The sequence below is a fragment of the Methanosarcina thermophila TM-1 genome (assembly GCF_000969885.1).
Taxonomy (GTDB): domain Archaea; phylum Halobacteriota; class Methanosarcinia; order Methanosarcinales; family Methanosarcinaceae; genus Methanosarcina; species Methanosarcina thermophila.
Genome location: NZ_CP009501.1, coordinates 1184453 through 1205704 on the forward strand (window position 1 = coordinate 1184453; position 21252 = coordinate 1205704).

General features: G+C 41.7%; 21 protein-coding genes. 11 read left to right on the forward strand and 10 right to left on the reverse strand.

The window, feature by feature from the left end; all coding sequences use genetic code 11:
* Positions 1-212 precede the first annotated feature (212 nt).
* Positions 213-1223 (forward strand): coiled-coil domain-containing protein, encoded by a 1011-nt coding sequence (locus MSTHT_RS14770; RefSeq protein WP_048166840.1) that lies wholly within the window; start codon positions 213-215, stop codon positions 1221-1223.
* Positions 1224-1395: 172 nt separating this feature from the next.
* Positions 1396-1668: a hypothetical protein gene (locus tag MSTHT_RS05055; RefSeq protein ID WP_048166841.1), complete on the forward strand. Its 273-nt coding sequence runs from the start codon at positions 1396-1398 to the stop codon at positions 1666-1668.
* Positions 1669-1702: 34 nt separating this feature from the next.
* Here the strand turns inward: MSTHT_RS05055 and MSTHT_RS05060 are convergent, their stop codons facing one another.
* A complete protein-coding gene (locus tag MSTHT_RS05060) occupies positions 1703-2029 on the reverse strand; it encodes a phasin family protein (RefSeq protein WP_048166842.1) in 327 nt (108 codons plus the stop codon).
* A gap of 287 nt (positions 2030-2316) precedes the next feature.
* Between MSTHT_RS05060 and MSTHT_RS05065 the strand changes: the two genes are divergently transcribed.
* Positions 2317-2616, forward strand: coding sequence for an Hsp20/alpha crystallin family protein (locus tag MSTHT_RS05065; RefSeq protein WP_048166843.1), 300 nt, complete (start codon positions 2317-2319; stop codon positions 2614-2616).
* Positions 2617-2743: 127 nt separating this feature from the next.
* Positions 2744-3292, forward strand: a complete 549-nt coding sequence (locus MSTHT_RS05070) for a rubrerythrin family protein (protein WP_048166844.1) — start codon at positions 2744-2746, stop codon at positions 3290-3292.
* A 97-nt stretch (positions 3293-3389) separates the two neighbouring features.
* Here the strand turns inward: MSTHT_RS05070 and MSTHT_RS05075 are convergent, their stop codons facing one another.
* The 7 genes from MSTHT_RS05075 to MSTHT_RS05105 all read right to left on the reverse strand — a co-directional run bounded on the left by MSTHT_RS05075 (position 3390) and on the right by MSTHT_RS05105 (position 11436).
* Positions 3390-3653, reverse strand: a complete 264-nt coding sequence (locus MSTHT_RS05075; protein WP_048166845.1) for a hypothetical protein — start codon at positions 3651-3653, stop codon at positions 3390-3392.
* 212 nt (positions 3654-3865) lie between these two features.
* Positions 3866-6730: a heavy metal translocating P-type ATPase gene (locus tag MSTHT_RS05080; protein WP_048166846.1), complete on the reverse strand. Its 2865-nt coding sequence runs from the start codon at positions 6728-6730 to the stop codon at positions 3866-3868.
* A gap of 41 nt (positions 6731-6771) precedes the next feature.
* Positions 6772-6999 (reverse strand): heavy-metal-associated domain-containing protein, encoded by a 228-nt coding sequence (locus tag MSTHT_RS05085; RefSeq protein ID WP_048166847.1) that lies wholly within the window; start codon positions 6997-6999, stop codon positions 6772-6774.
* Between the two features lie 120 nt (positions 7000-7119).
* The gene (locus MSTHT_RS05090) at positions 7120-7326 is read right to left on the reverse strand and encodes a heavy-metal-associated domain-containing protein (RefSeq protein ID WP_048166848.1); all 207 of its coding nucleotides are present in this window, start codon (positions 7324-7326) and stop codon (positions 7120-7122) included.
* 612 nt (positions 7327-7938) lie between these two features.
* Positions 7939-8904 (reverse strand): hypothetical protein, encoded by a 966-nt coding sequence (locus MSTHT_RS05095; RefSeq protein WP_048166849.1) that lies wholly within the window; start codon positions 8902-8904, stop codon positions 7939-7941.
* Between the two features lie 446 nt (positions 8905-9350).
* Positions 9351-9557 carry a heavy-metal-associated domain-containing protein gene (locus tag MSTHT_RS14010; RefSeq protein WP_082086773.1) on the reverse strand — a complete coding sequence of 69 codons (207 nt, stop codon included), beginning with the start codon at positions 9555-9557 and terminating at the stop codon, positions 9351-9353.
* Positions 9558-9780: 223 nt separating this feature from the next.
* A complete protein-coding gene (locus tag MSTHT_RS05105; RefSeq protein ID WP_048166851.1) occupies positions 9781-11436 on the reverse strand; it encodes an ABC1 kinase family protein in 1656 nt (551 codons plus the stop codon).
* 244 nt (positions 11437-11680) lie between these two features.
* Between MSTHT_RS05105 and MSTHT_RS05110 the strand changes: the two genes are divergently transcribed.
* Positions 11681-12616, forward strand: coding sequence for a nucleoside recognition domain-containing protein (locus MSTHT_RS05110; RefSeq protein WP_048166852.1), 936 nt, complete (start codon positions 11681-11683; stop codon positions 12614-12616).
* A 31-nt stretch (positions 12617-12647) separates the two neighbouring features.
* On the opposite strand, the gene MSTHT_RS05115 is transcribed toward MSTHT_RS05110, so the two are convergent.
* On the reverse strand, positions 12648-12851 hold the full coding sequence (locus tag MSTHT_RS05115) for a hypothetical protein (protein WP_048166853.1): 204 nt from the start codon (positions 12849-12851) through the stop codon (positions 12648-12650).
* Positions 12852-12978: 127 nt separating this feature from the next.
* On the opposite strand from MSTHT_RS05115, the gene MSTHT_RS05120 reads away from it, so the two are divergent.
* Both MSTHT_RS05120 and MSTHT_RS05125 read left to right on the forward strand, forming a co-directional pair.
* Entirely contained in the window at positions 12979-14070 is a 1092-nt protein-coding gene (locus MSTHT_RS05120; protein WP_231588204.1) for a double-cubane-cluster-containing anaerobic reductase, read from the forward strand.
* Positions 14067-14828, forward strand: coding sequence for an acyl-CoA dehydratase activase (locus tag MSTHT_RS05125; protein ID WP_048166854.1), 762 nt, complete (start codon positions 14067-14069; stop codon positions 14826-14828). The genes MSTHT_RS05120 and MSTHT_RS05125 overlap by 4 nt, the downstream gene beginning before the upstream one ends.
* Positions 14829-14872: 44 nt before the next feature.
* Here the strand turns inward: MSTHT_RS05125 and MSTHT_RS05130 are convergent, their stop codons facing one another.
* Positions 14873-15472: a class I SAM-dependent methyltransferase gene (locus MSTHT_RS05130; RefSeq protein ID WP_048166855.1), complete on the reverse strand. Its 600-nt coding sequence runs from the start codon at positions 15470-15472 to the stop codon at positions 14873-14875.
* Between the two features lie 354 nt (positions 15473-15826).
* Between MSTHT_RS05130 and argH the strand changes: the two genes are divergently transcribed.
* The 4 genes from argH (at position 15827) to MSTHT_RS05145 (ending at position 21228) form a co-directional block, all read left to right on the forward strand.
* Complete coding sequence (gene argH / locus MSTHT_RS05135; protein ID WP_048166856.1) at positions 15827-17302, forward strand: argininosuccinate lyase; 1476 nt, start codon at positions 15827-15829, stop codon at positions 17300-17302.
* A 224-nt stretch (positions 17303-17526) separates the two neighbouring features.
* Positions 17527-18801: a Glu-tRNA(Gln) amidotransferase subunit GatD gene (gene gatD / locus MSTHT_RS05140; protein ID WP_048166857.1), complete on the forward strand. Its 1275-nt coding sequence runs from the start codon at positions 17527-17529 to the stop codon at positions 18799-18801.
* A gap of 506 nt (positions 18802-19307) precedes the next feature.
* The gene (locus tag MSTHT_RS14775) at positions 19308-19466 is read left to right on the forward strand and encodes a symporter small accessory protein (protein ID WP_181952184.1); all 159 of its coding nucleotides are present in this window, start codon (positions 19308-19310) and stop codon (positions 19464-19466) included.
* 103 nt (positions 19467-19569) lie between these two features.
* Positions 19570-21228, forward strand: coding sequence for a sodium:solute symporter family protein (locus MSTHT_RS05145; protein WP_048166858.1), 1659 nt, complete (start codon positions 19570-19572; stop codon positions 21226-21228).
* Positions 21229-21252 lie beyond the last annotated feature (24 nt).

The following is a 21252-nucleotide window of genomic DNA, read 5'->3' on the forward strand; positions in this document are numbered from 1 at the left end:
GGTTAATCGATTTTTTAACATAAATCTTTTACTTTTCCTTACAAAGAGATGCAAAAAAAATAAATGCGTATTAAAGCTTTATCAAGGGAATAGACAGCTCATCAAGCTTAAAAGCTCATATCTTCCTGTTAATATGATCCTTTTGAAAAAGAGTGCTTATATTTACCTTGATCTATATAACAGCATAACAACTTGTAAACGGAGGCAGTCAGATGAAAAAATCGAGAGTATTACACTATCTGGCTTGTTTTACGATAGTATTAACATTACTCAGTTTGCTGTCAGGAGACTCCTTCGCTGCCAGAGATTCTTCAGAACATGAAAACGACAATCCGAATCAGTACATGCGTGAAGATCCCCACGGTTCATATATGAATGGGACTGACAGCATAAATGGGGCAAGCAGTACTGAATCTGATGTGAAACAAGAACAAAAGAATCTCAGCTCAAAAAATAGAAATGAAATTTCCGAGCATAAACAGGGAATAAAACAATTACAGGAAGAACTCCAGTTTCATAAGCAAGAGTACCGTAAAGCAAAAGAAGATTTTCTCAAGATCAGGAATAGTATTCAGAGAGAAGAACTTGACCTTGATTCCGAAGAGGCTCTAAATGCCACAAAGTTCTACCTTAACTCAAGTATTGAATATATGATAGCTCACCTTTCATACGTAAAGAGCAACATAGAATACTCAAAAGGGAGCGGAACAGAAGAAAAAATTGTTGACATCGATAAAAATATAAAACTGCTTGAGATCGAGAGGACAAATATTGCAAAAGCATCAAGCCATGAAGAACTTGTTGTTGTGGTTAGGTCTGTACGCGAAATATGGAATAATGCCGAGAAAACCAGCCTTTCAAGCGCAGGGGAGACTGTCAGTGAGAAAATAGGAGAATCTCTTAAGAAATCCGAAAACCTCTCTGAAAATCTTAGTATAAAAGTAGAGGACATGAAAAAAACGGGCGTTAACACCGCTGAGCTTGAAACTGAACTTGCCAGTTATATATCATATATAAAATCCGCACAGGAAAAGAAAGAAGCGGCAGATTCTATCTATAGTAGTGAGAATACCACTCGGGAGGATCTGCAAAAGGCGAATAATTACCTTCGTCAATCCCTCAATGATATTAGTAAGGCGAATAAGATACTCAGGAAAATGTTCGGCGAATTGAAGAATTATGAAATCGAGAGAGACAAAGGATCTGAAGTTAATATAACATAATTTAGCTCGGAAACTTAACAAAACCCAAATTAAAAATATAAAGAATTTAAATTAGAAAAGGCATTGAATTAACTTGAGAACAGCCTGAAACTGCAGATAGAAAAAATTTGCTCAGGGGATGAGACTGGAAGAACCTACTGAAAGAAAAATTACATGATAAAGGAGACAGAAAATGGTTAAATTCACTCACCTGCTCGTACTGTCAGCCTTAATTATCTGGCTTGCAGGATCCGGTTGTCTAGGAAACGATACATCTGAAATGGAAAAGTCAGAGGCAGATCCAAACGCCGCTGAGGCAGGAAACGGGATATCCGCTGAAGATCTGGAAATAGAACTTACGCAAGCCGAAATCCAGAGTCTTGATTCTGATATGGCAGAACTCGAAGGTTTGCTTGAGAATGCAAGCCCTGAAGAAGAGATAGTAATTGAAGAATTAGAGATGTAAAGGAAAGAAGTGAAAAACCATGGAATAATCGGTTTCACTTAAAAAACATCTTTTCCTTGTTTTTGATTCTCTGAATTTCTTCTTCTAGTTTCTGTATCCTGGATTCAAGCTCATTCATGTCTTTTTTAGTAAAAATATCGATTTTCGAGATTGACTCCTGAATTTTCTCTGAGATTTTCTTCTCAAGATCGAGCTTCTGTCTTTTTCTTTCTTCCAGCATTTCCTGGACAACTTTTTTACCTTCTTCTTTATTGATGTCTCCTTTATCAACAAGTTCCTTTACAAGTTCATTTATCCTGTCCTCGGTTATTGCCCAGAGGCCGGCTCCTATAAGCCCCAGTTTTCTTACGGATTCTCTCATGTACAAACACTCGCTGTTAATCTCAATCTGAAAAGAATATATTAAAAAACCTTACGTAAAAATATTTTATGTAAAAATAATTAATTAATATGATCTCTAAAGATGTATTAAAGTTCCCCCCATATTGAAGAATATAGACATAATTTGTTTTTATTTATTTTTCCATAAGCTTATTAATTTAAGAGTTAAAATGAATGAAATTGCAGTCATTTTAACGTTAACAGATTACTTAACCGAAAGAAAATATATAAATACATTAATTGATGATGTTATTTGGGGGTAATTTAATGGCAGATATGACAAAAGTTTCACCATCTATATGCGCATATCCTGACGAAAAGTATGAGAATCTTGAAATTGAGGTCATCCTTCCGGGGGTAGAAAAGAAAGATATTACTTTTAAGATCACAGAAGACGGCTTTTATGTGAGAGCTACCAAGGAAGGAGTCGAATATGTGGACAGCTATGCAATCTGCTGTCCGGTTGTCCCGGAAAAAGCGACAGCCAAGTACTCAAACGGTATACTTAAAGTTACCGTACCTTATCAGCAGCCTTTTGAAAACGCCATTGATGTAAAAATTGAGTAAGGTAATCGGGGACTTATGCAGTTGAGTCGGGAAAATCAGCAACAGACCTTCTCATTTTAATGTTGTTTCTCAACTGCTTAAGTCCTGAATATATGTATAATTGGATTTTTAAAGAAGAGGTTTTCAAATGAAAAAAATGACAGAGCAGCATCTTATCAATGCATTCGGAGGAGAAAGCCAGGCTCATATGAGATACTTACATTTTGGAAATCAGGCGGAAAAAGAGAAATTCAGTAACGTAGCCCGTTTATTTCGCGCGATTGCCCATGCTGAATATGTACATGCAGGAGACCATTACAGGGAACTAAGACATCTCGATGGGGGATTTGTCGCAAACAGCATGGGAGCCTTTGGTCCAGGGGATACAGTAAAAAACCTTAAACTGGCAATTGCTGGGGAGACATTTGAGATTGAGGAAATGTATCCTTCATATATAGAAGTTGCAAAATTCCAGGGAGAAAAAGGCGCGCAGAGAAGTTTTGAATGGTCATATGCCAGTGAAAAATTGCATAAACAGCTTTTCGAAAGAGCACTGGAGCAGGTGAGCTCAGGAAAGGACATAGAGCTTGGTCCTGTCCAGATCTGTGAAGTATGCGGATACACTCTTGAGGGAGAAGCCCCGGACGTGTGCCCAGTATGTGGAGCGCTTAAGGACAAATTTACCGCGTTTGAATAATTGCTTAATTTTCCGGAGTGACTCCCTATTTATTTTTTACTGGATCTTATAGATTCAGGAATATACTCCCTGTCTAAAACAGCTCTGCCCGAAGAAATCATGCTGAGGCTTTATTGCGATCTTCCCTCTCTTCAAGCCTATCCGCTACTCTGGGCCATAGAGACAGCGAAATTATCATAGAAATAACAAAAACAAAAATAGAACCCGCAGCCATGTCTACTCGGGTGTAGGCTATTTCTCCTCTTGATATATTGGTTAAAAGAGATCCTGAAAGGAAAAGAACAACAAGCAGTATTGAAGTGGCAAGACTTAACAAAAAAACTATTCTTTGCTTGTTTTCCGCGGATCCAAAATATACCATATAATTCTCCCGATTACCTATCCTGATTTTTATTTTAAATTGCTCTCTTAATTATTTATTAATTTACTATTTTGATTACTTTCCTAATTATTTATTAATTTATTATTTTGATTACTTCCCTGATTATTTATCTCAATTTACTGTTTTGATTACTCCTCTGCTTAACCATCCTATTTATACATCTTTGCTAAGCACCGAAAGCATTCTCTGATTCATTTAAGTTTGCTTCTTTTCATTAGCAGGGAATTGGTAGTCACCGAGACTGAGCTCAAAGCCATAAAGGCAGCAGCAAGTTCTGGTGTAATCAATATTCGATTAAAAACAGGATAAAGAATCCCGGCTGCAATAGGAATACCTATCGAATTATATCCAAAAGCCCAGAACAGGTTCTGTTTGATCTTGCGGATAGTAAGCCGGCTCAGCTTAAGAGCCACGACCACATCTCTGGGGTCGTTCTTTATAAGTACGATTTCTGCGGACTCCATTGCTACATCAGTGCCCGCTCCCATTGCAATTCCCACATCAGACTGGATCAATGCAGGAGCGTCATTAATGCCGTCACCTACCATCCCGACAAGCTTTCCTTCATCCTGAAGTTTTTTAATTTCATTTGCCTTATCCTCAGGAAGCACCTCAGCAAGCACTCTTGAGATACCTAATTGTCTGGATATCGCACCTGCTGTAATGGCATTGTCTCCTGTAATCATAGCTACCTCGATTCCCATTTTTTTCAGGGTCTCAACTGCTTCCCTGGAGGTCTCCTTAAGGGTATCGGCAACTGCAACAATGCCCATGATTTTTTTCTCATACGCCACGAGCATCGCAGTTTTTCCATCTTCCTCAAATGCACGCATTTCAGGCTCAAGGATCTCAAAGGAGATCCCGTACTCTTCCATAAGTTTACGTGTGCCGAGCAGGATTTGCTTTCCCTCAAAATAAGCTTCAACACCCTTTCCCGGAATTGAACGGAAATTTTCTGCTTTTCCGGGGCTGATCTTCATCTCCTCAGCTCCCTTTACAATAGCTTCTCCCAGGGGATGTTCCGATCCCTTTTCAGCCGTTGCAGCTATAAAAAGCACCTGTTCCTTTTCATTACCAGGGGCTGCAAACACATCTGTGAGTTTTGGAGTGCCTTCCGTAAGAGTTCCGGTTTTGTCGAAAACTATAGTATCAAGCTTATGTGCCCTCTCGAGGGCTTCCCCACCTTTTATGAGGATCCCGTTTTCCGCTCCCCGACCAGTGCCCACCATGATGGCTGCAGGAGTTGCAAGCCCAACCGCGCATGGGCATGAGATCACAAGGATTGTAATGCCTATAAGCAGGGAAAAGAGGAAGGGGCTGATTCCTCCCATAGATGTGGATACATCAAAGCGCCAGTAGCCTACGAAGAACCAGAAGAAAAAGGCGAGAAGGGTAAGAATATGCACCGCTATTATGAAGTTGCCAGCAAAGACATCCGCAACCCTCTGGATTGGGGCTTTAGAGGTCTGAGTATTTTCAACAAGCCTGATTATCTGGGCAAGAGCGGTATCAGCCCCAACTTTAGTAGCCCGGAAATTAAAAGTTCCTGTTTTATTTAGCGTAGCCCCGATAACCGTGCTGCCTGGGCTTTTCTCTACAGGAATACTCTCACCGGTAAGCATTGACTCATCCACTGCCGAACTGCCTTCAACTACAACCCCGTCAACCGGAATTTTCTCTCCTGGGCGAACAACAACAATGTCGCCAACCACGACATCTTCTACAGGAACCTCTTTCTCCACACCATCCACAAGAATTCGGGAGGTCTTTGCCCTGAGTCCCATCAATTTTCTTATTGCTTCCGAAGTCCGGCTCCTTGCCCTGGCTTCGAGATACCTACCAAGCACGATGAAAAGTATAAGGAGAGCTACCGTATCGTAATAGAGAGTATCATACCCGGGTCCGAGATCAAAAAATGTTGCTGCTACGCTGATTATGTAGGCAGACCCTGTCCCTCCGGCAATCAGCAGATCCATATCGGTTACGCCGTGCCTGAAACCTTTAAAAGTCCCGACAAAAAACTGCCTGCCAGGGAAGATAAGGATGAGGGTTGACAATATAAAAAGCACTACTGGGTCGAAGAGGAAGGAAGGAATAAACCCCATAAGAGAAGGAAACAGCATACCCATATTCCCGATAGCAACCGGAATTCCAAGCACAGCAGCAATAATCAGGTTATTTTTCTGCTTTTGGATCTCAGCCTCCCTTGATATCTGCTCTCTGTCTTCATATTCCACAGCTTCAGTCCGGACTGATGCCCCATAACCAATTCTCCGTACCGCAGCAATAATCTCTCTTACGGAAATCTGGGCTGAGTCGAATTCCACAACTGCCTTTTCAAGTGGGAAATTTACTGAAGCCGAAATCACGCCGTCGGTCTTATTAAGAACTCTCTCGATATTTGCAGCGCAGGAGGCGCAACTCATACCTTCGAGGTTAAGAGTTACCGTATCCTTCTCTACCTTATATCCGATTGATTCGATAGTATCTTCAATCTCCTTAGGAGAGATAAGCGAGGGATCAAAACCGACTTTTGCCCTTCCAAGTTCCAGATTGACAACTACTGAACTCACTCCTGCTTTCTTTTTTAATACTCTCTCAATATTTGCGACGCAGGCTGAGCAGGTCATGCCAGAAACTCCTAGCGTGATTTCTTTTAAACCGGTTTTCGGCTCTGAGACTTGCGAGGCTTCTCCTGCTGGCAGCTCACAGGTTAGATCCTGGGGACAGGCTTGAGGAGCCTCTTCTGATCCCTCTGGTTCCGTCAAGGTCCTTTCCTCAGCCTCTGTTTCTGTCCCCGCCGCTTCTGCTGCCCCAAAAAATTCCGCCTGTGATTCTTCCTGTGTTTTTTCGCGTTCTGTTGAGTATCCCGCCTTCCGGATAGCTGCCTTTATGTCTTCCAGGGTTATTTTTTCAGGATCAAAGCTAAATGTGGCGTATTCGGATTCGAGATTTACATCAACGGATTCTATTCCCTCAAGAGAAGAAATGGCATCCGCTACTCTTTTCTGGCAGTGACCACAGGTCATGCCGTAAACTCCAATGGTAACTTCCATCAAATGTGCCGCCTGTTCAGTTTTTCAGGATTACCCGGCATTCAGTGAACTCTTCTGGGCTCTTCTATGGTTTTGTAGCCAGCTTTAAGCAGGGTCATCTGTATGACATATGCATCAGTTACCCGGCTGTCATAGGCTACATTTACGGTTCTTTCAGGAATATTGATATCTACTCTGGAAACCCCATTAATAGAGGTAATGAGCTTTGTGACCATGTCCTTGCAGTACCTGCATACAAGGTCGTCTACTATGAATGTTGTCTCCCCGATATGTTCACCCCCCGCAGCATAACTGTTTTTCTAGTTGCTTTATCCAAATAGTTAATCTAGTAAAAATCTGTATTTTTAGTATATAATAAATTCTTTGAAAATGCTATATGGAGTGACATATCACAGAGGTTCATATCCGGTTTCTCTGATTGCAGCCTTGACATCTTCGAGATTTACCTTTCCTTCTTCATATTCAATAGTTACCTGTTTAGTCTGAAGATTTACGTCCGCCCTCTTCACACCCTCTACGGCTTCAACGGCTTTTTTAACCCTCAACTGGCAATGCATGCAGGACATGCCTTCGACTTTTATGATTTCCTGAGCCATGTTTTCAATCTCCGTTTAATTTTATTTAAGGATTATATCATAATAATTTTCTGGAATACTTCAGGATTAAATAGGTATATGTCACGTTTGTCACAAATTCTTTGCGCAGAATCAGGTTAATGTAACTGATCCAAATGTTCTTTTTAGTTTTGGTCTTTTTGAATATTCTCTAAGCACAATCAGAGTCTATTACTTTTTTGGCATTTTTATTATCCACTGCTATAATATCCACTGCTATAAACTTCAGGATAATGCTGGCAGTCTGCTTCAGGGAAATACCAGCTCTATTTCAGTTTTATTGATAAAAATTCGGTTTTCCCGCGGGCTTTAGCTGAAAAAAATAGCTGATCTAGAGAATACTCTTGCTTTCAGAAAAGACAATATTGACAGATCCTCAGAGATTACCTATAAAAATTAATAATGCCTGCACAGGCACTAAAAAATAAAAGCAGGCAAAATCTAAGATTTTATTATAATTTACTCTGCTTACAGGCATTATAGACTATTTTATCCACTGAATGAGTTCTGCTCACTTTCTTATGCTCACTTTCTTACATTGACAAATAATGCATAACATGGATTGACGTGAGCTTAACCTGTGTTTTGATCCATTCAAGCCGGGCAGCAGCTTTCATTATTGCCCGTGTAATTTTTCATCATACAGGGCATCATAGCAGCATTGTCTGCATGATCTTTCATCATACAGGGCATCATAGTTGCGTTCTCTGAAAGATTCCCTTTCATACAGTGCATCATACAACACATCATAGTTTTGTTCATTGAATCGTTGCCCATCATAGAATTATTTCCCATCATGCAATGCATGCAGTGGTGCATACAGTAGGGCATCTTGATATCATTCATTGAGTCATTATCCATCATACAGGGCATCATGGTGTCATTCATTGAGTCGTTATCCATCATACAGGGCATCGTAGTGTCATTCATTGAGTCGTTATCCATCATACAGGGCATCACGGTCTTGTTCATTGAATCGGCACACATCATTGAATTATTTCCCATCATGCAATGCATGCAGTGGTGCATACAGTAGAGCATCTTGATGTCCTTCATTGAGTAGTTACCCATCATACAGGGCATCATGGTGTCATTCATTGAGTCATTATCCATCATACAGGGCATCGTAGTGTCATTCATTGAGTCGTTATCCATCATACAGGGCATCACGGTCTTGTTGCAATAATCCTTTTCACAATCCATGGTGGTATTGTTGCCATAATCTGTTTCGCAGCCCATCAAGCAACGATTGTATGCCTGTTCACAGTTATATACGCAACAATCATAGCCCTCTTTACAGTCCATAGTATCATTGCAGTAGTCTTCTCCACAATCCAATAAACAACAAGTGTAGTTTTCTACACATTTCATGGTAACATTGTTGCAGTAATCTTTTTCACAATCCATGGTGGTATTGTTGGAGTATTCCTTACAAACACAGACCTGTCCGCTGGATTTTCCTTTATCTGCAGCTCCTGCAACCGGCTGCACCAGTCCGGCTATTATCAATCCTATAGATACCAGCAGTAACACTGACTTTGTGATTCCAGACTTAACCATCTCTGTTACTCCCCCCGTTATATCCAAGTTGTATGTTTAATATACCAGCACGCTTAGCATGCCGGTTAATATTTATGTACCAAGTAAATATAAAAGCATTATTATATTAGAAATAATTCCTTCTAAGTTCCCCTTATATGTGCTTTTGTAGCAAGCGATCTTTTTAGATTTATTACGCTACTGATAATGAAACTAACATTGTGTTTAAAAAATTATAAGTCCTGACAACATAAAACATAACAGATGATAAACTTAGTAAACTGGAGCTAGATTTGCAACCCTTAATTAATACAATAAAAGAAATGATTAAAAAATACTAATATTATTGAAAAGGAGAGATGTAACTGACTGCGTGTGCGTGTAGAATATTGGAGTAAATCCATTTATTGTCTGCACCTTGAGATCAGTTAAGCACATCAGAAAATAAAGAAAAGAGAGAAACAGAATTATAAAGGCTCGTACCCTGCTTCCCGCACGGCAGCCTTGATTTCTTCCAGGTCGGTTCTGGTCTCCTCGAATTCCACAACAGCTTCTTTTGTTTTCGGATTTACATCAACCACAGTTACACCCTGGACGGAAGCAATAGTTCTCCCAACCCTTAAGATGCAGTGATTACACTCTATCCCCTCAATTTTTAAGGTCTCCTGTGTCAGAGATCCAACCCCCCGTTAGTAAGTTCTGGATTTTTTACCTGTAATTTTTACCTGTAATCTTTTACCCGTAATCTTTTACCCGTAATTTTTTAATCCCCATTTTTATATTATTATATGGTTTGAATTGAATTTAAGCTTTATTTTACCTATTTCTGTTTTTGTGTTTCACAGGTTTTATTATGGAATTTTTGCTCACCCAGCCCTTTACAGATTAAATATACCCTCAATCTCCCCGAATTGTAGCAACAAGGACTATCAAGATAGATGCTCCGATTCCAGCCAACCCAACCCAGGAAAAAGTACCACCATTTAACAGGATATACGCTGAGATAATAAGCAGGACAGCAAGGTAGAGTTCTTTCGAAAAAACCGTTTTCCTGCTTTCTTCCTGCTTTAAAGAAAGGAATCTATCCCCCATTTCTTCCAATTTATCGGCAACTTCCCGAATTGTTGCCCTTATTTCAGCCTTTTCGTCCACAGGTTCAGTGGAAAATTCGATGTGGATAGCATGCCCTTTCGGCTCATTAAGCTTTTTATAAGCTTCCATGAGAACAGGAATTGCAATAGTTTTAATATTGTATCTCGGATCCAGTTCCAGACAGACCCCTTCTATAAGCAGGATCGCTCTCTGCAGGGTTGAAAATTCCCCGGGCAGCCGGATATTATATTTCAGACCGAGTTTTGCGTAATTGTCGCTTTGTCTGCCTTCAAGCCCATAGTTCTGGTTTGCAATCAGGCTGTCCATATCTTTCCTGAGCCTGCGGATGTCAACATCCCGTGCATTCGCACCCCCAATTTTCAGGAAACCCTGGGTTGCCCCTTCCACGTCCCTGTTGTGGATGGCATAGTAAAACTCCAGCATGTGCTTCTGAAGCTCTTTATCAATACTGCCCACAGCCCCGAAATCGATAAAAGCTATGGTATCGTTTTCCTGAACCAGCATATTGCCCCCATGAGGGTCAGCATGGTAAAAGCCGTCGATATAGACCTGCTTTAGGTAACTTCTGGTAATGGTACGTGTATATTCCGATTTCTTGCTTTGAGGCACAGGCATATTAATTATGTCTTTAATCTGGGTTCCGTGGATGTATTCCATTGTAAGGACATTGGCTGAACAATAATCCGGATAAACTTTGGGTACAGATACATTTTTCACGTTCTTGAAATTGTCTTCAAAACGCCGCATATTAATGGCTTCAGTTCTCAGGTCGACCTCGCGGGTAAGCATCTCCCGAATCTCCAGTAAGAAGGCATCAATATCGAAATTGCCCCCCAATCCAAGCACCTTTCGCATTACAGGCTTGAAATCATCCAGAATAGAGAGGTCGATGTTTATAATGTCAATGAGGTTTGGGCGGAGAATCTTGACGGCAACCGGTTTGCCTTTCAAAATCCCTTTGTAGACCTGCGCAATCGAGCCGCTAGCAATCGGTTCCGGGTCAAAGCTGTCAAAGATTTCAATAAAAGCTTTTGCTTTTCTTTCCCGTGAAGCCTTAAGCTCCTCTTCCGTCTTTTTCCGATTTCGCTCCGCAAGCGTCTGGTATTCACAAACACAGGCAAGATCAAGAGATTCAGCCATCTCTTCAAAAGGTAGCGGCTTAACCTTGTCCTGAAGGTTTGCCATTTCTATGACATAAGGCTGTGGAACAAGATCAGGTCGCTTGCTCATTGTCTGTCCAATTTTGATGAAAGTCGGCCCAAGCTCTTCGAAAGCCTGTCTGAGCTTTACAGCCGTATTTCTGATCTCGAGATCAAAAGCACAGGCACAATCGGGATTCGAAATGTAATTGGTGTGCAAATCCCGGTAAAGTTCAGGAATAAGATTGTACTTTAAAAAAACTCTGGTAACCTCAAGGTACCGCTTTGTTTTTTCCAGCATCCATTTATTAATTGTTCATTATTGCTTAAGAGAATTTTCTTTAAGATTGCCAGATGGGTTTTTGAAGAACTGGATAAAATTAAGATACTGCTTCATCGCTTGAAAATATCTGGTTAAAAATTTATCAATCTAAGATTATTTGAAAACTTTGTCGATTGAGGATGCATAAATTGAATTAATTATTGAAAGTTTTTATTAAATCTTTTAGAAAAATTAATAAAGCATGTTACAAGAATAATGTCAAATGTTACTGGACGCCTTTGTGGACTCGGTTGAGTATCTTTTAAAAACGGGTCCCTCAATAATCCTGGGGGTTATCCTTGCAGAACTTCTTGTAAGCCTAGGCTGGTTCTATAAATTTGATTTTCTGGTAAGCCCGATCACAAACTACGCCCATCTCAGAAAAGAATGCGGTGTGGGCTTCCTTACAGCTTTTGCATCCACATCGTCAGCAAATGCTTCGCTTAAAAGCATGTACGACGGAGGAATGATAAAAGAAGACGAACTGGTAATAGCCGCGGTTCTTAACTCCTTCCCTGCCATTGTCATGCACTGGAGAACCCTGATCCCAATACTTGTGCCCCTGCTCGGCACAACCGGGATTATCTACGTGGGACTGATAACTCTCGTTGGCTTTGTAAAAACCCTGATAGTACTTATCGCCGGTCATTTCCTGCTTAAAGGAGAGAAAGTATATTTCGATGAGTTTGAGAAGAAAGAAGCCCCAGAATTAAAAATAGCCTTTAAGGAAAGCCTGAAAACCTCAAAGAAAACCATAACCAGAATTTTCAAAGTGATGGTGCCCGTAACCATCCTTGTTTTTATCCTGACAGACCTGGGAGTGTTTGATTCCCTCGGCTCGTTTCTTAAACCTATTTCGGAGTACCTTCCCGTGCCTGTGGAAGGGCTCCCGGTAATTGCAGCCCTTTTTGCAAGCCATCTTGCAGCCTACACGCTAGCAGCAAGCCTCATGGAACAGGGAATCCTGAGCGGCATTGAAGTCATAATTGTCCTGCTGGTAGGCAATATTATAACAAGCCTCGGAACCCTGAGAATCTATATCCCGCATTACGTGGGAATCTTCGGTCCCAAGATAGGGATGAAAACTATCCTGATTTCTCAGGTTCTAAGGCTGCTCGTTCTGATTGGGATCACAGGAATAGTTATAATGATTTATTAAGGTGAAAATAAATTTAGTAATTTAATTAAACTCACGATTTAGCAACTGTTATTGTGTCTATCTTAAATTTCTCAAGTTCCTGTACTAGATTGCTTGGGAGTTCGCTTATTTTATACTCCTTGCCTTCAGTTTTATTATTCAAAGCTTCGAGGAATAAGTCAAAATATTTCTCATCATTTTTGCCTTTCGACAACGATATAAATTTTGCTAATTGCTCATTATCCATTTTCCACATTCGGAAAATCAGAATCGCATTCCAGAAACAGGAAAATAATTTAATGTATCCGTCACAAGTATCTTATTGAGATGACGCCGCATTTCGAAAGTCTTGATTATATCAAAAATTCGTATAGCTCGCGAATTTGCCAGATAGCACAGGAAAAAAAGCCGGAAAGAAGATAGTTGGGACTTTATGCCTGTTTGTGCCTGATGAGATCATCTTTGCAGCAGGTGCTGACCGTGTTATTCTCTGTAGGGGTAAAAACGATACCGTAGCCATAGCAGAGCAGTATTTGCCAAGAAACATCTGTCCTCTTGTCAAATCTTCCTTTGGATCAATTGTTAATGACGGCTGCTCGGGTGTAAAATCCTGCTCTCATTTCAGCCTTGTAGATATGATCGTCGCTGAGAATACCTGTGATAGTAAAAAAAAGATGTATGAATTACTGGGAAATTATATCCCTACCTATGTACTCGATCTCCCGCAGAGACCTGATAGCCCGGAAGCTATAAAATATTTTTTGGGAGAGCTTAACAGATTCAAGGGCGTAATGGAACAGTTGACTGGTAATAAGGTCACTGATGAGCAGTTAAAAAAGGAAATAAAATCCCTGAACGAGACAAGACAGCTACTTCACAGGCTTTATGACCTGAGAAAAGCAGACCCTCCATTGATTAGTGACCTTGATGTCCTGAAGATAATGCAGAAACAGTACTTCCTCTCGCCTGAGGAATTTAAAAAATCTCTTCTCATGCTTATCAATGAAGCGAAACATGTTAAGGTGAATTTGCCACAAAAACCCAGAATAATGATATCCGGTTGTCCGATGGCTGGCGGCAACACAAAAGTGTCGGAAATAATAGAGAACAGGGGCGGCGTTATAGTTGTGGAGGAAAGCTGTACAGGCACAAGATCTTTCTGGGACCTGGTTGACGAAAACAAAGATCCGATGACTGCACTGGCTGAACGCTACCTCAAAATACCCTGCTCCTGTATGACGCCCAACGATAGACGTATAGATAATATTCTGGAGCTTGCAAAAGATTTTAAAGTCGATGGTGTGGTGTATTATACTCTGCAGTTCTGCCATGGCTATAACATCGAGAAGTATAAGGTACAGCAGGCGCTGAAGAAAACAGGGATACCAATGCTTTCTATCGAAACTGACTATAGCAGTTCGGATATTGAACAGATCGGACTTCGGGTAGACGCTTTTATGGAGATGCTTTCATGATCTCAGCAGGAATAGATTCAGGTTCAGCCACCACAAAAGCCGTCCTTCTTAACGACGTTAAGATAGTCGCCAGCGTGGTATTACCAACCACATTTGATTTGTTATCCGCTGCAGAAAATGCATATAAAAAAGCGCTTGCTGATGCAGGAATTGATAGAAATTCTGTGAGCGGAGTGTATGCGACCGGATATGGAAGGAATAGCATAAAATTTGCCGACAAAACCATAAGCGAAATTACTGCTCATGCAATGGGTGCTCACTATCTTTATCCTGATGTCAGCGGAATTATTGACATTGGAGGTCAGGATAGCAAGGTTATTCTGGTTAACGATGGCAAAGTGACCGATTTTTTAATGAACGACAAGTGCGCGGCTGGCACAGGTAAATTCTTAGAGTACACTGCAAAGGCTCTTGAGGTTCCTTTAGAGGAATTGGGGCCCCTTGCGCTAGCCTCAGAAAAACCCGCCAGTATAACAAGCATGTGTACTGTATTTGCCGAGTCCGAGGTTATATCTCTCCGAGCGAGAGGATTTAAAAAAGAGGATATTGCTGCCGGACTAATTGAAAGCATAGCTAGAAGAGTTGCTACCATGGCACGACAGATTGGATTAAAGCAGAACCTGGCTTTCGTAGGAGGTGTGGCAAAGAACGCCGGGATTAAGGTATTTCTGGAAAAAGAGCTGGGCACCTCACTCTATGTACCCCCTGAGCCGCAGATAACGGGAGCACTTGGGGCTGCACTTTACGGCATCAGTTAAAGCCAAGAGGTCTATCTTTTGTTTCACATATGCCAGATTTAAGACTATGGTTTTGCTCGAATCTTCCTGAAAACATCCCTGAAAGCCAGGCTTTTCTCTTCCTTAATCGTGAATCCGGCTTTTTTGATATTCCTCACAGTATCTCGTGTAGTATGATCTCCAAGCAGGAAAAATAGAACCGGATTAATCAAATGTTCCATAAGATCAAAAAAAGGGGAACTGCTGTGTACGTGTTCAAGTGCTATCAGTTCCCCGGATGGTTTTAGAACGCGCTTCATTTCCTTAAGAGCTTTTACAGGGTCAGGGATTGTGCAGAGCACGAAAGTCGTTACCACGTAATCGAAGCTGTTGTCCGGGAAATCAAGCTGTTCGGCATCCATAGGATAAAGAGTGACGTTTTTCATGGTTTTCGCTTTTTCCCGGGCTTTCCTGAGCATTTTTTCGCTTTTATCAATTCCTATCACCCGGCAGCCTGCTGGATAATAAATCAGGTTTCTTCCCGTGCCAACCCCGACATCCAGAACTTTTCCGCTCAGGTTTGAAAGAGCTTCTTTTCTCCATTTCCGGAAAAAGAAAAGCTCCAGAGGCAGGTCTATCAGCTCATATATTGGTGCGATTCGGTTATACTTTGAGACAAAGGACATTAGACAAATTTACGCTTTCCTTATGATTAGCTTTTTGGGATACCGGAAGAAAAAAGTATTTATCAGGTACTGTCCGCCTGCTATCATTGTCCTGCATGAGAACTTCGGGAAACCGATTCATATTTAAGCGTTAGAATTAATACCACGCTACAAAGCTTACACTAAATATAACATTAAATTTTACATTAAGTCCCTCACTAAATTTCACATTAAATCGTGAATTAGACTCATAGATAATATCGAATTAGAAATTATTACTTACAGGCGTTGAGACAAATTCCCAAACATTGTTACTCCTAAAGAAATTGTACTCTTACCGATTAATTTCACAAGAACCAGAAAGAGGAAAACCCTATGAGCAATATTTTACGCAGAGGCAGGCTGGAAGCCGCCCAGGATGAAGAAATCTTACGCTACACATCCTCTATGGAAGCTGACAGGTGGATATTTGATGCTGATATAGTGGTGGATCTTGCCCACACGGTAATGCTGAGAGAGCAGGGCATTATAAACCGGGAAGACTGCAGCAAAATTCTTAACGGACTTTTGAAAATCAGGGAAGAAGGAATGGAAAAGCTCGATTTCAACTATGAAGACATTCATATATCTCTTGAGTCGAGACTCATCGATCTGGTCGGGGAAGATGTAGGAGGCAGGATGCACTCGGGACGTTCAAGAAATGATGAGGTTGCAACCTGTATCAGACTCGTGCTAAGGGAGGAACTGATAGGGTTGCTTGAAGAAATCCATGAGCTGAGGCAAACCCTTCTAACCCTTGCAGAAAAACATACTGATACGCTCATGCCTGGTTTCACTCACCTGCAGCATGCCCAGCCGACAACACTTGCCCATCACCTCTGCGCCCACGAAGCTGCTCTTGGCAGAGATTTCGACAGAATTCTGGGCGCTTATTCAAGAGTAAATCTCTGCCCGCTTGGGGCTGCAGCTTTTGCTTCCACTGGTTTTAACCTGAACAGGAGAAGAACCCAGGAACTCCTGGGCTTTGCAGGTCTGCTTGAGAACTCAATGGATGCGGTCAGCAGCCGTGACTTTCTTATTGAATGCTCCTCGAGCTTTACAAATCTCATGATAAACCTGAGCCGCATGGCAGAAGAGCTTGTAATCTGGTCCTCTTCCGAATTTAATTTCATAGAACTGGACGATATGTACGCTTCTACCTCCTCGATTATGCCGCAGAAGAAAAACCCGGATACCGTCGAACTTATGCGCGGGAAAACAGGAGTAGCCGTGGGAGCACTTATGTCCCTGATTACGATCTGCAAGGGGCTTCCCCTGAGTTATAACCGTGACCTGCAGGAAGCAACCCCGAATATCTGGCGGTCCGTAGAAACGGTAAGGGCTTCAGTAAGGATAATGGAAGGAATAATAAAAACCATGAAAATCCGTACTGAAGTGCTCGCTGCCCAATCAGTCACAGGTTTTACGACAGCTACCGAACTTGCAGATACCTTTGTCCGGGAAACCGGAATTCCTTTCAGGACTGCTCACCAGATCGTAGGCATGCTTGCAAGAGAAATGGAAAAGCCCACTCTGGAAAAGATTGATTCTGTAGCCGAAATTGTGCTGGGTGAATCGCTTTCAAGCCGTGGGCTCACGGAAAAGATGGTAAAAGAAGCCCTTAATCCGGTATCAAACATAAAGCGAAGAAATATTGCTGGGGGACCTGCTCCCGAAGAGATGCAAAGGTATCTCTCAAGAAGGCGTACTGAACTCGAACTTAACAGGCAGGAAATTGCAACCCTGCGAGATGTCACAGATTCGGCTTTTGAGAACCTGCTTGCAGTTGTTAATGAGTACAGGAAAGTTTGAGCTGTGGTAGAGCAAACCAGTAATTAATACGCTTTATATTAATTAATATAAAGTTAATGTTAATAAGGTATATACAGCATGTATTAGCACATTCAGTATTAATAAATTGATATTAGCACGCCTAGTATGATGAACTGATATTAGCACGCTTAGTAATGATAAGCTGATATTAGCACCAATATTGTTTAACTCAGCATTTTAAAAATTATCGCAAGGGATTATTTATGGAATTCAAACAGGGCGACAGGGTACGCATTGAAAAGAACGGCACTGTATATGAAGGCAGAGTAATGCCGTCTATGGAAGGATATATAACAATAAAAATGGACAACGGTTATAATGCCGGATTTTCCACAGACAGGGTAAAGATAACACTTCTGGAAGGTAATGGAGAAAGCACAAACGGAGGCGAAAACAGCGCGAAAGAATCCAGGGAGACGGGAGAGGAAGTCACAAAGCCTGGAAAAAAGCTTCCAAAGGTTGCTATCCTTTCCACAGGCGGAACTATTGCTAGCAAAGTCGACTATCGGACAGGCGCAGTAACATCACAGTTTACAGCTGATGATATTCTTGCAGCTATCCCTGAACTTAAAGAGATAGCCGATTTTAAAGGCAGGGTAATCTCAAGTATCCTCTCAGAGAATATGGATGTCGGAGCCTGGGAAAAACTTGCCAGCGCTGTCGTAGAAGAAATAAAAGACGGTGCTGATGGTATAATTATAACCCACGGGACAGACACCATGATGTACACGGCTGCTGCCCTCTCCTTCATGATCGAGACACCTGTACCCATTGTCCTAGTAGGTTCCCAGAGAAGTGCAGACCGTCCCAGCAGTGATAGTGCCATGAATGCAATCTGTGCAGCCCGTGTTGCAGTAAGCGATATTGCTGAGGTTTCGGTTGTCATGCACGGAACAACCTCGGACGATTACTGTGAGATCCACCGCGGAACCAAAGTCAGGAAAATGCATACTTCCCGCAGGGATGCTTTCAAGTCCATAAATTCCCTTCCTATAGGAACTGTGGATTATAATACAGGGGAAATAAAAACTTTCACTAATTATATAAAACGTGGAGAGAGACCTCTCAAATTTAAGCCAGGTATGGAGCCTAAATGTGCCCTTGTTAAATTTACACCGGATGCAGACCCTGATATTCTTGACTATTATATCAGAGGCGGATACAGAGGACTGGTTCTTGAAGGTACGGGTCTCGGGCACGTTTCTACTAAGTGGGTTCCCCTTATCCAGAAAGCCACGGATTCAAAGATACCTGTTGTAGTAACATCCCAGTGCCTTAATGGCAGAGTTTGTGACCGCGTTTATAATACAGGCCGTGATATGCTGAAAGCCGGTGCAATCGAAGGTGAAGATACCCTGCCCGAAACCGCCCTTGTTAAACTTATGTGGGTACTTGGACAGACCGATGAGTACAATGAAGCTATTAGCATGCTCAGGGAAAATCTCAGTGGAGAGATCACCGAGTGCTGTTTTAAGTAAAAGAAGTCAAAAAAATTCAGAGAATCATGCTAAGAAGAAAAAAACTAACCCCTTCAGGGGTTAATTTTCAATTTTTAAAAGGAATGAGTCCTTTAAGGATTAGATCTGTAATTTCCGTCTTTCATTATAATTTTTTTATGTATCCAGCCATGATGCAATGGTTTATTAAAATCTGTAATTAAGATCTGTAATTAAGATCTGTAATTAAGATCTGTAATTAAGATCTGTAATTAAGATCTGTAATTAAGATCTGTAATTAAGATCTGTATATGGATTCAGAATACTGGTTTCATCCAAGCTAGATTTACCGCTATTTCCAGCCTGTGAGTTCAATTATTAAATGATAGAACCTGTTGATATGCTATGATTTACGATGTCACTTTATACCGTAATTTTCTTTACTCAATATATTTAAATAACAAAAAGCATTAATGTACAATGCTAACAAGTGTCATGTTAGCTATTATCAAGTTAATGTCATCAGGAAATTCAGGAAGGTGCTATAGATGCTCGGAATAAATGATCCATTTATCTGGCTTGGGTATCTTGCCAGTATATTAAGTGCACTCTTGTGCCTGGTTTATGGAGCCTACCACTGGAGAGGCGGAGACGAGGAACAGATGGTAAAGAGCAGCGCTAAAAAGGTAGCGACCCAGGATCAATAAAACTGGAGACAGAATTAAGATTGATATAAAAGCTCAGGTTAAATCGGATTTTTGAAAAAACCTGAGAAAAACAGTATTAGAATTATTCTGGAATGATCTCATCATGGCAGTCAGTATTTCAGTTCTTCTCCCCTTTCTTATCGTATATCTTGGAGCCACTTTCTATGTCGCTTACCTTGGATACAGGAAGAATTCCAAGACCGAAGGGTATATGCTCGCCGGTCGGCAGGTGCATCCTGCAGTTATGGCGCTCTCCTACGGAGCTGCATTTATCAGCACCTCTGCAATTATAGGATTCGGTGGAGTAGCTGCGTCTCTAGGAATGGGACTCTTATGGCTCGTGTTTATGAACATCTTTTTTGGGATCTTCATCGCCTTCGTGGTTTTTGGGCCCCGAACCCGGCGCATGGGACTCAATCTGGGAGCTATAACCTATCCTGAGTTTATTGGAAAGCGTTTCCAGTCAAAGTTCATTCAGGCATTTTCCGGACTTCTGATCGGAATCTTCATGCCCCTCTACGCATCAAGCGTTATAATAGGAGCCGGAAGATTCCTTGAGACAACCCTTGGAATTAATTATAACATTGCTCTTATAATATTCACTGTTATCATTGCCTCTTATGTGATTAAAGGCGGACTGCTCTCAGTAATGTACGTGGATGCCATGCAGGCTGTCCTGATGTTGTTTGGAATGGGTTTCCTGCTTATTTACACTTACAGCATGCTTGGAGGAGTTACTGAAGCCCACCAAGCTCTTACAGATATGGCACACCTTGTACCTCCTGCCCTTGCAGCCCAGGGACACAGGGGCTGGACTTCAATGCCGGCTTTTGGCTCCCCTATCTGGTGGACAATGGTTTCCACAATTATAATGGGTGTGGGAATAGGAGTACTTGCACAGCCGCAGCTTGCAGTGAGGTTCATGACTGTAAAAGACGACCGCTCCCTGAAAAGAGCAGTTGCCGTGGGAGGTCCTTTCCTCCTTATGATGGTAGGAGTTGCATACGCTATAGGGGCACTTTCCAACGTATATTTCTACAGAACAACGGGCGTGATTGCGCTTCAGGCAGTTCCGGACGGGAATACCGATCTTATAATGCCTGCTTTCCTTAACCATGCAATGCCTGAAATGTTTGTTACGCTCTTTATGCTCTGCCTGCTTTCAGCCGCAATGTCTACAGCAGCAGCCCAGTTCCATACAATGGGCACGGCAATAGGGTACGATGTATACCAGCAGAGTATAATGAAAGGCAAATCCAGAGCAACAGTCCACGTTACAAGAATAGGAATTGCCTTTACCATTCTTGTAGCAGTAATTCTGGCATATATCCTTCCGGGAAGCATTATCGCCAGAGCGACTGCGATGTTCATGGGCTTATGCACGTCCGCTTTCCTGCCCCTGTTTATCGGAGCACTTTTCTGGAAGCGCACAACAAAAGCCGGAGCAATTGCAAGCCTGGTAATAGGGTCTTTAAGCAGCCTCTTCTGGCTGACTTTCGTGCATGAAAAAGAAGCAATACCTCTAGGAATCTGCCAGGCGATCTTCGGCAAGGAAACCTTACTTACAGGCACCTGGCCTCTTGTAGACCCGATCCTGATCGCAACTCCACTGTCCTTGATCGCCCTGGTTGTTGTAAGCCTTATGACACCCCAATTTTCACCCGAATTCCTGAAGAAAGTTTTCAGGTTCAGGTTTGAAGATGAGAAAGAAGAAAGCTCAGAAAAAGTAACAAGTGGTGCAGCAGATTCAATAGGCGTTTAAGCCTGCAACCCTGTCTCCACCTTT